The organism is Planococcus beigongshangi (assembly GCF_016820495.1).
In the GTDB taxonomy this organism is placed as follows: Bacteria; Bacillota; Bacilli; order Bacillales_A; family Planococcaceae; genus Planococcus; species Planococcus beigongshangi.
Map to the genome: position 1 here is coordinate 531,289 of NZ_JADHDU010000001.1, position 12,592 is coordinate 543,880.

The following is a 12,592-nucleotide window of genomic DNA, read 5'->3' on the forward strand; positions in this document are numbered from 1 at the left end:
TTTTCCCTTTTCTGCTAAATTTGAAAGTAAAAGTTTTAGTTTTCTTTGGAAAATTAAGCTTATATAATAGAATTATTCTATTTTGGAGGTGCACCATGGCACGATATATCGGTAAAAGAATGTTTTATATGTTAATTACGTTAATCCTGATTGCCACTTTTACATTTTTCCTAATGAAAATATTACCTGGTTCCCCTATTGCTTCCGCAGATAGATTATCTCCTGAACAAAGGGCAATCGTTGAAGCTTCTTACGGTCTTGATCGCCCCCTTCCGGTTCAATATTTTGACTACATGTTCGGTTTGGTGCAAGGAGATCTGGGAGTCTCCATCAACCAGTTTAAAGGTGCCCCTGTTACGGATATCATCCTTAACCGTATCGGACCTTCAGCGCAAATCGGATTCCAGGGTATGCTATTCGGCACCATAATCGGAATCTTGTTTGGAATGATCGCAGCCGTCAAGCAGAACAGCTGGATAGATTACACCAGTACGACTGTGGCGATCATAGGTATATCGATACCATCCTTCGTATTCGCTTCACTGCTCCAATATTGGCTGGCGGTGGAATGGCAGCTCTTCCCAGTAGCTTTCTGGAAAGATGGATTCATGTCCAGTGTCTTGCCGTCGTTGGCGTTAGCAATGTTCCCGTTAGCTACTGCAGCACGTTTCATCCGTTCAGAAATGATCGAAGTGCTGGGTTCCGATTACATTACGCTGGCAAAAGCTAAAGGGGCCAGCGGTTCTGAAATCGCATTCAAACATGCTTTCCGAAATGCATTGATCCCATTGATCACGGTTCTTGGACCGATGGCGGTCAGCATTTTGACAGGATCACTTGTTGTGGAACAGATTTTCGCGATTCCAGGGATTGGTGAGCAATTTGTCACTTCAATCATCGTTCAGGATTTCTCGATCATCATGGGTACAACGATGTTCTTCTCAATCTTTTTGATCCTGGTAATTCTATTAGTGGATATTTTGTACGGTGTAATTGATCCTCGTATCCGTCTTTCAGGAGGTAAGAATTAATGACCCAAAATCATGAAAAATTGCCTCAAGGATCTTTTGAAAGAATTCCAAGAGATACCAAGCAGGCAGAACGTATTTCTAAACCCAGTGTCAGCTTCTGGCAAGATGCATGGCGCAGACTTCGGAAAAATAAAGGAGCCATCTTCAGTATCATCCTATTCGGATTGATCGTAATCATGTCTCTATTGGGGCCAATCATCAGCCCTTATGAACCAAATGCTCAGACAATCACGCATGCCAACCTTCCACCAAAAATTCCGGTGATTGAAAAACTGGGAATCTTTGACGGTGTCGGTGAACTTGGCGGTAAAGAAGTGGATCTGTATGAACTAAAAAATGTCGATCAGAATTATTGGTTCGGAACTGACGGCCTCGGCCGTGATATGTTCTCCCGTGTCTGGAAAGGTACTCAGGTTTCCCTGTTCATCGCTTTTGCTGCAGCAGCAATTGATATGGTGATCGGGGTAGTCTATGGGGGGATTTCAGGATACTTTGGCGGCCGTGTGGATGATGTCATGCAGCGGATCGTCGAGATCCTTTCAGGTATTCCAAACCTGGTAGTGGTTATTCTATTCATCATGATCATGGACCCAGGGATACTCGCCATCATCATCGCACTGACCATAACCGGTTGGACCGGTATGTCACGGGTAGTGCGTGGCCAGGTTCTGAAATATAAAAATCAGGAATTCGTTCTGGCAGCCCGCACATTAGGTGCTTCTGACGGACGGATTATCTGGAAACATCTGATGCCAAACGTTTTAGGTGTCATCATCATCAATACAATGTTCACGATTCCTGGAGCTATTTTCTTCGAAGCATTCCTGAGTTTCATCGGACTTGGTTTGCAGGCTCCGGATGCTTCACTTGGAACACTCATCAATGATGGGTATAAATTGATCCAGTATCAGCCGCATATCTTAGCGATTCCTGCATTTGTATTGAGTTTAATCATGATTTCATTTAACTTGATCGGTGATGGACTCCGCGATGCGCTCGATCCTAAGATGAAAGATTAAGGAGGAAAGCCGAAAATGGAGAAAATTCTACAGATAAAAGACCTCGAACTTTCCTTTAATACTTTTGGCGGGGAAGTTAAAGCAATTCGAGGTGTAAATTTCGATCTATATAAAGGTGAAACTCTGGCAATCGTTGGGGAATCAGGTTCCGGTAAATCCGTAACTTCTAAATCCATCATGCGTTTATTGCCTGAAAGTTCAGCTGAATTTAAAAACGGGGAAATTCTTTTTGGCGGCAAAGACCTGACCAAATTGTCCGATAAAGAGATGCAGAAAATCCGCGGAAAAGAGATTTCAATGATTTTCCAGGATCCGATGACTTCTTTGAATCCGACTATGCCGATAGGCAAGCAGATTACTGAACCGTTATTGAAGCACCAGAAAATCAGTAAACCGGAAGCGCGCAAAGTGGCAATCGACCTTTTGCGCCTTGTCGGAATGCCGAAACCGGAACTTCGCATGAAACAGTATCCGCACCAATTTTCCGGGGGACAGCGCCAGCGTATCGTTATCGCGATTTCACTTGCCTGCAACCCGCAAATTCTGATTGCGGATGAGCCGACAACAGCTCTTGATGTAACGATTCAGGCGCAGATTCTGGAATTGATGAAAGATCTGCAAAAGAAAATCGATACTTCCATCATCTTCATCACACACGACCTTGGTGTTGTAGCAAACGTGGCAGACCGGGTAGCCGTCATGTATGGCGGGAAAATCGTTGAGATCGGAACAGTGGATGAAATTTTCTACAATCCACAGCATCCTTATACTTGGGGTCTCCTAAGCTCGATGCCATCACTTGATACTGACGAATCAAAACTATATACGATTCCTGGAACACCACCAGATCTTTTGGATCCTCCAAAAGGAGATGCATTTGCACTTCGCAGTGAATATGCGATGAAGATCGATATGGAGATGGATGCACCATTTTTCAAAATCAGCGACACGCATAAAGCGGCTACATGGCTGCTGCATCCGGATGCTCCTCAAGTTGAGCCTCCGCTAAGTGTCATTGAAAGAATGAAAAAGTTCCCGGGAAGCCGCTATTATGAAGGGAGCGCAAATTGATGGCTGAGAAATTACTTGAAATCAAAAATTTGAAACAGCATTTCAATGTCGGCAAAGCAAACGAAGTAAAAGCAGTCGACGGCATCTCTTTTGATATTTACAAAGGAGAAACTCTTGGCCTTGTTGGAGAGTCGGGATGTGGCAAGTCCACAACCGGCCGTTCCATCATCCGCTTGTATGATGCCACTGATGGCGAAGTATTATATGAAGGCGAAAGCGTACATGGCAAGAAGTCGAAAAAGGAATTGAAGAAATTCAACCGCAAAATGCAGATGATTTTCCAGGATCCCTATGCTTCATTGAACCAGCGGATGAAAGTCATGGATATTATTGCTGAAGGCATTGATATCCATGGTCTGGCGAAAGATGCAAAAGAACGCGAACAAATGGTTTTTGACCTGTTGAAAACTGTCGGCTTGAACAAAGAACACGCTAACCGTTATCCACACGAATTCTCGGGTGGACAGCGCCAGCGTTTAGGGATTGCCCGCGCACTGGCTGTAGACCCGGATTTCATCATTGCTGATGAGCCGATCTCGGCACTGGATGTTTCCATCCAGGCGCAGGTAGTAAACCTGCTGAAAGAACTGCAGGAAGAAAAAGGCCTGACGTATCTTTTTATCGCCCATGACCTTTCGATGGTTAAATACATTTCAGACCGTATCGGCGTTATGTACTTTGGCAGAATGGTGGAACTGGCACCAGCTGAAGATCTTTACAATAATCCGATGCATCCATATACTCAATCCCTGCTTTCAGCCATTCCGCTTCCAGACCCGAATTACGAACGCAACCGCGTGCGTAAATCATATGATCCTGCTTCCCATAATTATGCGGAAGGCGAGGATGTCCGGATGAGAGAAGTTTCTCCAGGGCATTTCGTGGATTGCTCTGAACGTGAATTTGAAGCTTTGAAAGCTGGTATTATAAAAGGATAGGAAATGGCAATGCCACTTAGTGGCATTGCCATTTTTTTGTTTCATTTTGTCAAAATGATGATAAAATAGAAGGAGAAAGACAACTGAGAGGGTGTAATCGCGAATATGAAGAAATTTAAGATGGCTGCAGCAACGGCTTTGCTTTTTAGTGGGCTGGCAACTGGGACGGCACTCGCTGCAGAGGAACAGGCACAGGATTTTACCACACGTACATATAATGCTGTAGAAATTCCATCGGAAGTTCTGGCAAGCTCACAATTATTCAAGTACAGCTCAGGTTTGAATTTTGAATACCCTGATGCAGTCCGTGGAATTTTCGTTACCGGGCATTCAGCAGGAGGGGCGCGTTTTGAAAGTCTTATCGATTTGATCGGCAGTTCAGATTTGAATGCCATGGTCATTGATATCAAAGAAGATTTCGGCTATATGACTTACGTACCGGAAGAAGGATCGAAACTGGCGGAATATGAAATCGGGCAACCCTATATCAAAGACCCGCGTGCAATGCTGGAGCGTTTGGAACAGGAACAGATTTATCCGATCGCCCGGGTTGTCGTCTTTAAGGATTCGGCACTCGCCGAAAGAAAACCGGAATGGTCATTCGTGGATGGCGGGGCCATCTGGAAGAACGGCAGAGGTGAATCTTTCGTCAATCCTTACATGCAGGAAGTTTGGGATTATAATGTAGAAATTGCAATTGAAGCAGCAAAAATGGGCTTCAAGGAAATCCAATTCGACTATGTGCGTTTCCCGGAAGGATTTGAGAACCGTGCGGATACGCTTCAATATTCAAAAGGTGAATATGGCGGAGATGAATATGACGGCACACAGAGCCGTGTAGCGGCCGTTACCGATTTCGTGGCATATGCCCGAGAGCAGCTGGAACCGTATGACGTAGATGTATCTGTCGATATTTTTGGCTATTCCGCTACTTTACCGGAGGCACCAGGCATCGGGCAGAACTTCTCGATGATTTCCGAAAACGTGGACGTCATTTCTTCGATGATCTACCCAAGCCACTGGACATCTTACTTCGGTATTGCAAAACCCGATTTGGAACCCTATAACTTAGTGGCAGAGTATTCAAAAGTTGAAAATGCAAAACTCGCTGAACTTGAGAATCCTCCGGTATCACGGCCATGGCTGCAGGACTTTACAGCTTCCTATCTGGGTGCAGGTAATTATCTGAGATACGGCAAAGCTGAAGTGGAAGCGCAGATAAAGGCGTTGAATGATAACGGCATCGACGAGTTCCTGCTTTGGAATGCCGGCAATTCCTATACACCAGGGGTAGACTATACGCCATTGGATTAAATCGGGAAGAGACTGATTTTTTTATCAGTCTCTTTTTTTATGGAACTTTCCAGTCTTTGAAACGTACTATATAATAGAAAGATTATTTTCAAGGAGTAAAATCTAATTGAGAATATTATTTTTTATATATTGGGTTTAACTGTTAAAAGGAACGGGTAAAATTAGGATATAGAAATTAATAGAAAAGACCAATTATAGCCATAATGTGACAAGTATACAGCATATTTTCTATAAATATGCGATTTCTATATTCAAAGAAAGATAGATATTGTATAATGATTGTAAAGCTTCTAAATTATATTCATTCTAATTTAGTAACAGCAAACGAAATTCCCCTAATCCGAAAGGAAGTGTTCAATTATGATGGTTACGCTATTTACTTCCCCAAGCTGTACGTCATGCCGAAAAGCTAAAGCGTGGTTGGAAGAACATGATATTCCATATACAGAACGCAATATTTTCTCTGAACCTTTGACAATCAGTGAGATAAAAGAAATATTACGTATGACTGAAGATGGCACAGATGAAATCATCTCTACCCGTTCTAAAATCTTCCAGAAGTTGAATGTTGACGTGGAAAGCCTTCCACTGCAACGTCTATACGAATTGATCCAGGAACATCCTGGTTTATTGCGCCGGCCAATCATCATGGACGAAAAAAGACTCCAAGTCGGTTATAACGAAGATGAAATCCGCCGGTTCCTACCTCGTAAAGTGAGAGCATATCAATTGCTTGAAGCACAGCGAATGGTGAACTGAAAATAAGCTGAAAGCTGTCCGGCCTTTATGTCAATTCATAATGGATCTGTGGCAGCTTTTCTCTATTCATTTGTATTAAAAGTCTTGCAATTCTAACTTATTTGGACTACACTCGTAAATAATTATCTGCCCTTGGATTTTTGGCATCAAGCATTTACTTTCTCATATAGTTCAAAACGCGATATAATAAGTAGAGCAACACACCGCACGGCTTATGAGGAAGATCCTCTGGTCCAATTCGAAAGGAGAGGTGTAAAATGGAAATAGAACGCATTAATGACAACACAGTAAAATTTTACATTTCCTATCTCGACGTTGAAGAACGTGGGTTCAGCCGTGACGAAATATGGTTTAACAGAGATAAAAGTGAAGAGCTTTTCTGGGAAATGATGGATGAAGTCAATGAAGAAGCAGAATTTGTCATGGAAGGCCCACTTTGGATTCAAGTGCAGGCACTGGATAAAGGGCTGGAAGTGACAGTTACACGTGCCCAACTTACAAAAGACGGCCAAAAACTGGATATGCCGGATGATATAGAAGAGCGCCGCAAAATGTTCAGCAGCGATGATGCAGCAGGAGAAACGGATTTTGATGAGTTTGAACCTGTCTTCAATGAACCGGATACAAAATCCTTGCAGTACAGTTTTGTATTCTCTGAAGTTGACGAACTGATTCCGTTATCACGCCGCCTGCAGTATGTGCCGCTTGAAACTGCTCTCTATCATTTTGAAGGGAAATATTTCCTGCATGTAAGCTTCGATGAAATTCTTCATTCTGAAGATGACATAAAAGATCATATGAGTGTATTCACTGAATATCTCCAGAGTTCACCTGTTACCATTCATCGTCTCGAGGAATATGGTAAAGAAATATTCAAAGAAGATGCATTGGCGAATGTTCATCATTACTTCGCTTGATGGCAACTTTATAAAAGAATATCTATATCTATAAGGCCGGAAAGGAAAATTAACTGTTTTCTTTCCGGGCTTTTTTATTTTGCCTAGATGTATGTCTAGTTAACTGAAAAATCAATATTGTTTTATATGCCACTGTACTTCTATAATAGAAGAAAAGGGAGTGAGCGGTATATTAATCGCCAGGACAGAAGACGGAGCGCTAATCTATTTGAATGAATCCATGAACCGTAATATTTTGAAAAAAATGCGACTGACCGAGGAATTCCAATGTCCGGATTGCGGCAATACAGTGCTTTTGAAAATCGGCGATGTGAAGATACCGCATTTTGCACATAAATCGCTGTCCACGTGCGGATCCAGTGAACCGGAATCTGAACTCCATCTCAGCGGGAAGATGGTGTTGCACCAATTTTTTTCTGATCAAAAAATAGCCGTTGAACTTGAAAAATACTTACCGGTTATCCGGCAGCGGGCAGATTTGTTTGTGGACAATTCTACTGCGATCGAGTTTCAATGCAGTTCGATTGCATCGTCTGAAGTAAAGCGCAGGTCTGCTGCTTATCGGAGCCAGGATATCCGGTTTACCTGGATAAGCGGAAGCTCTGAAAAAAGAGGGAATGCCATTCAAATTATCAAGCTGATGGATTTTCAGAAAGAAATGCTGGTCGATCACAAAGGGACCGGTCATCTATTGCTGCTGAATCCAGGTGAACAATATTTTTATTATTATTCGAATCTGTTTCCGATCAGCGGCAACCGATGGGTGGGGAAAGTCTCGGCATTGCCGGTCAGCAGGCAAACCTATCCTTTTGCTGTTCCGAAACCCCTCAATCAGCAGGATTTTAAAACAGTGTGTACTGCCTATGAATCTGCAAAAGCAGCTTTTGTCCGTTCACAGCTGTTTGCCAAAAACCGCTACCAGAACCCCTTCTGGCAGCTGTGCTATAACCTTGGCTTCGATAAGCGGAATCTTCCTTCGACGGTCGGCGTGCCTGTCTTCGGTTCTGACTGCATAGCGGAACATACCGTCATCTGGCAATTAAAAATGATCCAGGCATTGAAGGGCGGAAAGTGTCCAGCAGAACTTAGCTCCTCAGGCAGCATAAAGCTGCACAGGAATGGGACAGCCCATCAATTACAGAGAGTTTTGGAGGCCTATACAGGATTTTTGGAGGAAATGTCCTCAAAAAATAATAAGGCTCAAAAGCAAGAGGAACTTTTATATCTTATCTATTGCAAAACCGTTCGAAAATTGAGAAAATGAGAGGTAGTTCGACTCCCGAAAGAGAAGGACAGAGGAGGAAAAGATAATGGCCAATAAATTATTGAAACGAGATGAAGTACCTGCTGAATTGACTTGGAAGCTGGAAGATATATTCGCTTCAGATGAAACGTGGGAAAGCGAATTCAAAGAAGTGGGGACTCTGGCTGAAAAGGCGGAATCATATAAAGGGAAACTGAAGGAAGGGGCAGATGCTCTTTTTGAAGTTTTGACCTATAAGGACGAATTGTCTGAGCGTGTAAGAAGATTGTATACATACTCCCATATGCGCTACGATCAGGATACGACAAACGCAAAATATCAAGCGATGGATAGCCGGATGAAGGCCCTGTATGCAAAAATTTCTACAGGCCTGTCGTTCCTGACGCCTGAAATCCTGGATCTTGATGAAGAGATCCTGAACAACTATGTGGAAAATCATGAAGGTTTGAAATTATACAAGCATGCGCTTGATGAACTGAATGCGATGAGGCCGCATGTCCTGCCGGCAGAACAGGAGTCCCTGCTTGCCCAGTTATCGGAAGTGGTGAGTTCTCCTTCTGAAACATTCGGCATGCTGAATAATGCAGATTTGGAATTCCCGGAGATCAAGGATGAAAACGGGGAAAGTGTTCAAATCACCCATGGCAATTACATCCGCTTCCTGGAAAGCGACGACCGCCGAGTGCGGGAAGATGCATTCAAAGCGGTCTATGCGACTTACGGCAAATTCCTCAATACCTTTGCCTCTACTCTGGCCGGCACGGTAAAACGGGACAATGTGAATGCGCGTGTCCGCAATTATGACTCAGCGCGGCATTCCGCCCTGTCGGATGATCATATCCCGGAGAGTGTCTATGATAACCTGGTGGGTACGATCAACAATAACCTGCATCTGCTGCACCGCTATGCGGCGCTCCGCAAAGAAGTGCTCGGCCTTGATAAAGTCCATATGTGGGATATGCACACACCGCTTGTCAAAGAAGTCGAGATGGAGATCCCTTACGAAAAAGCGACAGGGATGATGCTGAAGGGCTTGGCTGCGCTGGGTGAGGAATATACCGGTATCGTGGCAGAAGGCATTCAGAACCGCTGGGTGGATGTACTTGAGAACAAAGGAAAACGGAGCGGTGCCTATTCATCAGGCGCTTACGGCACAAACCCTTATATTCTCATGAACTGGCAGGATAATGTCGAGAACCTCTTCACTTTGGCCCATGAATTCGGCCATAGCGTCCACAGTTATTATACGCACGCAACGCAGCCTTACGTATACGGCGATTATTCGATCTTCGTGGCAGAAGTCGCTTCCACGACAAACGAAGCTTTACTGAATGAATACATGGTCAATGCGGCTGAAAGTGATCAGGAGCGCATCTATCTATTGAATCATTGGCTGGACGGTTTCCGTGGTACGGTTTTCCGCCAGACGATGTTTGCGGAGTTTGAACATGCCATCCATAAGATGGACCAGGACGGCGAAGCGTTGACAGCTGAGCGCCTGACGGAGGTCTATTATGAGCTGAATAAGAAATATTTCGGTGAAGATGTGGCAGTGGATGAGGAAATCGGCATGGAATGGGCCAGAATTCCACATTTCTACTACAATTACTATGTATTCCAATACGCTACAGGGTTCAGCGCGGCTACAGCACTCAGCAAAGGCATTCTGGAAGAAGGCCAGCCGGCGGTGGAACGTTACATCAATGAATTCCTTAAAGCCGGCAGCTCCGACTATCCGATAGAAGTACTGAAAAAAGCCGGTGTTGATATGACTTCTTCTGAACCAGTGGAAGAAGCCTGCAAAGTATTTGAAGGAAAACTGGCAGAACTTGAAAAATTACTGCTGAATAAATAATGGATCTGGAGCAGTCACTGAAAATAGTGGCTGCTTTTTAATTATCTTGAAATAGTTAAATTCATATAATAGATAGAGCCAATATGACAAATTTGTGAATTCACTTGTGAATTATTGCATAAACAATTATTCCGTGATAAAGTAAGGTTGTGAAATAAATCACATACAAACATACACCCCTTTGTTTGAGCGTGAACATTTCTCCCATCCCCTTTGTGTAATAAGAAACGCCTGCCGGACGTGGCAGGCGTTTTCTTTTGGATAAAAATAAGCACGGTGCCGATTCAGGCACCGTGCTTATTTCGCTTTCCATAAAGTTTCATTGGCCAGTGGAATACGTTCCACTTTTTGTTGAAGCATCTGCTTTTTCAATTCGCGTTCAGCCGTTTCCGGTGAGATATTGTAAATGGAAGCAATTTCCCTTGTCGCAATAGTCGTGTATTTCGTAAATAATTTCTCCAGGGGAGGAGGTGCCTGTCTATTCAAAGTTTCATTGCCGAGCATTTCCTGAAGAATCGTAAGATAGACATCGTATGAATGCAGTCCGGAAATCTTGACGCCTTCGTCTTCAATGCATTCATTGAAAAAGACGATGCTTGGCACTTCGGTTATTTCCATTTCACGTGTAATCTTGAGATCACATTGAAATGCTTTGGCTGTATGGACAGAATGAAAATCTTTCTTGAATTCAACCTGATCCAATTTGGCTTCATCTGCAATCTCCAGCAGGACTTCATAGGAAGAAACGTCCTTGGTCTGAAGGAAAAGATGCTCCTGCAATTTATGGAGAAACTGGTTCCCGGCCCGCTTGCCTTGAAGCTCAGCTGCTTTGACGGCTACTGATGCAAGCACAGGATGTGCCAGGCTGTCGGTTTCGACTGCCGAAGTTTTATACTGGCTGTTAAGGTTCAGAAGCTTGGTGCTGAGTACCACGCGCATCGAGAAATAATGGCCATATTCAATCTGCAGCTTGCGCATCACGGATTGAAGCTCCCAGCATTCCATGTTGAGGGGATCTAAGAACACGTATAATTCCATCGGTTTTAAAGGAGCCGGGCTGTCATAGATCCCTTTTGCCAAATCCAGGTTATTCAAACCATTTCCTCCTCACTGTCCGGTTCGTTGACCATGTGGTGAGCAGTCAAGACCAACCGATTATAGAAGGTTTCACGGAATTGCCCTGTCAGTCCTATTTCATCCATTGCCTCACTCATGCATTCGAGCCAGGCCTGTGCCCGCTCTGGTGTTATCGGAAATGGATGGTGTCTTGCCTTGAGCCGGGGATGTCCGTGCTCTTCCGAATATATATTGGGTCCGCCTAAATACTGGGTAAGAAACTGTTTTTGCTTTCTTGCAGTTTCTGATAGATCATCAGGAAAAATCGGCTTTAGCTTTGGATGCATAGCGACACGGGCATAAAATGCGTCCACTAATCGGGACAGCCGTTCCGCACCGATTTCATCGTACGGAAGTAAGGGTTTTCCAGTCATCATTATGTCTCCTTTGCTGTAGCTGTAAACCCATTCTATCAACGAGTCGGAAATATCTCAAATAGTTCGCTTTTCTGATTTCCAAATTATGGTCCTAAATACTTTTATTCAATAATTTTTTTTGCTGGCTGCTCTGTTGCAGCTGTCATGAAGCGCGCAATTTTTTTGTCTGTCGGACGCACGGGAATGCCATGATCCTGCAAGAGGGAGGTGAACTTCTTTTTGCCTTCCGCATAGTCGGTTACCTCGTATTCCATTTCAAAATCCTCCATATCCAGGTATTCGGAATGGTCGAATACGAGCAATCCGTTTTCATATGGGAATTCGATGCGGTGTGTAGTCAGGTTCCCAAGCAGCTCCAACTGTCTGGAGAGGATGCCCATCTCTTTCAAAGCGGCCGCAACTTCCGGTGCTTCAAAGCTCCTGAGTTCAATCAGCTCCTCCGCCTGTTTCCGGGTAAGCTGATCCGTTATTTCATAATAGCCGGTTTCGGCCGGCGTCTTTAATGTGCATTCGAAGCCATCTTTCTTTTTGCGGATGCGCAATGCCGATTTCTGTTGACGCAACAGAAAATCCGCTGTATCAAAATAATAATTGATTTGTTCTTTTGCATCGTCTGCCGTATATCCGAAAAAAGCCGACAACCGGTGATATTCCTCTTTGGTCAATAAATTCTTGAATTCAATTTCCAGTTCTTTCGACAAGTCCAGCACCTCACTTGAATTTATTATGGGATAATCCGGGTCAAACTGCAACGAATGACACTGCTGTGTTAAAATATGTCTATATAAGTTGAAAGATATAGCCGATATTCCGCAAAACAGCTTCGCTTTCCTGGCTGCTCGCAAAGAGCCGGCCGAACTGCCTTCGGCCAACTCTTAGCTAACTCGGACCTTCGTTTGAGTGGGTGCCGGGCGCTACGCTGGTACTGTAA

The 12,592-nt window shown here is 43.9% G+C and carries 12 protein-coding genes; 9 read left to right on the plus strand and 3 right to left on the minus strand.

Annotated features, from left to right (window positions below):
* Window positions 1-95 precede the first annotated feature (95 nt).
* From opp3b to pepF, 9 genes are all read left to right on the plus strand, one after another.
* Window positions 96-1,031: an oligopeptide ABC transporter permease gene (gene opp3b, locus IQ294_RS02455; RefSeq protein ID WP_203332421.1), complete on the plus strand. Its 936-nt coding sequence runs from the start codon at window positions 96-98 to the stop codon at window positions 1,029-1,031.
* A complete protein-coding gene (gene opp3C / locus IQ294_RS02460; RefSeq protein WP_203332422.1) occupies window positions 1,031-2,050 on the plus strand; it encodes an oligopeptide ABC transporter permease in 1,020 nt (339 codons plus the stop codon). Before opp3b ends, opp3C begins: the two co-directional genes overlap by 1 nt.
* 15 nt (window positions 2,051-2,065) lie before the next feature.
* Complete coding sequence (locus IQ294_RS02465) at window positions 2,066-3,121, plus strand: ABC transporter ATP-binding protein (RefSeq protein WP_203332423.1); 1,056 nt, start codon at window positions 2,066-2,068, stop codon at window positions 3,119-3,121.
* On the plus strand, window positions 3,121-4,059 hold the full coding sequence (locus tag IQ294_RS02470; protein WP_203332424.1) for an ABC transporter ATP-binding protein: 939 nt from the start codon (window positions 3,121-3,123) through the stop codon (window positions 4,057-4,059). Before IQ294_RS02465 ends, IQ294_RS02470 begins: the two co-directional genes overlap by 1 nt.
* 105 nt (window positions 4,060-4,164) lie before the next feature.
* On the plus strand, window positions 4,165-5,373 hold the full coding sequence (locus IQ294_RS02475) for a putative glycoside hydrolase (RefSeq protein WP_203332425.1): 1,209 nt from the start codon (window positions 4,165-4,167) through the stop codon (window positions 5,371-5,373).
* A gap of 363 nt (window positions 5,374-5,736) precedes the next feature.
* Entirely contained in the window at window positions 5,737-6,132 is a 396-nt protein-coding gene (spxA, locus tag IQ294_RS02480; protein WP_008429739.1) for a transcriptional regulator SpxA, read from the plus strand.
* Window positions 6,133-6,389: 257 nt separating this feature from the next.
* The gene (gene mecA, locus IQ294_RS02485; protein WP_203332426.1) at window positions 6,390-7,049 is read left to right on the plus strand and encodes an adaptor protein MecA; all 660 of its coding nucleotides are present in this window, start codon (window positions 6,390-6,392) and stop codon (window positions 7,047-7,049) included.
* A 160-nt stretch (window positions 7,050-7,209) separates the two neighbouring features.
* Window positions 7,210-8,313, plus strand: a complete 1,104-nt coding sequence (locus IQ294_RS02490; protein ID WP_203332427.1) for a competence protein CoiA family protein — start codon at window positions 7,210-7,212, stop codon at window positions 8,311-8,313.
* A gap of 46 nt (window positions 8,314-8,359) precedes the next feature.
* The gene (gene pepF, locus IQ294_RS02495; protein WP_203332428.1) at window positions 8,360-10,168 is read left to right on the plus strand and encodes an oligoendopeptidase F; all 1,809 of its coding nucleotides are present in this window, start codon (window positions 8,360-8,362) and stop codon (window positions 10,166-10,168) included.
* 297 nt (window positions 10,169-10,465) lie between these two features.
* Here the strand turns inward: pepF and IQ294_RS02500 are convergent, their stop codons facing one another.
* The 3 genes from IQ294_RS02500 to IQ294_RS02510 all read right to left on the minus strand — a co-directional run bounded on the left by IQ294_RS02500 (window position 10,466) and on the right by IQ294_RS02510 (window position 12,362).
* On the minus strand, window positions 10,466-11,263 hold the full coding sequence (locus IQ294_RS02500; RefSeq protein ID WP_238942595.1) for a ClpXP adapter SpxH family protein: 798 nt from the start codon (window positions 11,261-11,263) through the stop codon (window positions 10,466-10,468).
* Complete coding sequence (locus IQ294_RS02505; RefSeq protein ID WP_203332429.1) at window positions 11,260-11,658, minus strand: globin domain-containing protein; 399 nt, start codon at window positions 11,656-11,658, stop codon at window positions 11,260-11,262. Before IQ294_RS02505 ends, IQ294_RS02500 begins: the two co-directional genes overlap by 4 nt.
* A 104-nt stretch (window positions 11,659-11,762) precedes the next feature.
* Window positions 11,763-12,362 (minus strand): CYTH domain-containing protein, encoded by a 600-nt coding sequence (locus tag IQ294_RS02510; RefSeq protein ID WP_203332430.1) that lies wholly within the window; start codon window positions 12,360-12,362, stop codon window positions 11,763-11,765.
* Window positions 12,363-12,592 lie beyond the last annotated feature (230 nt).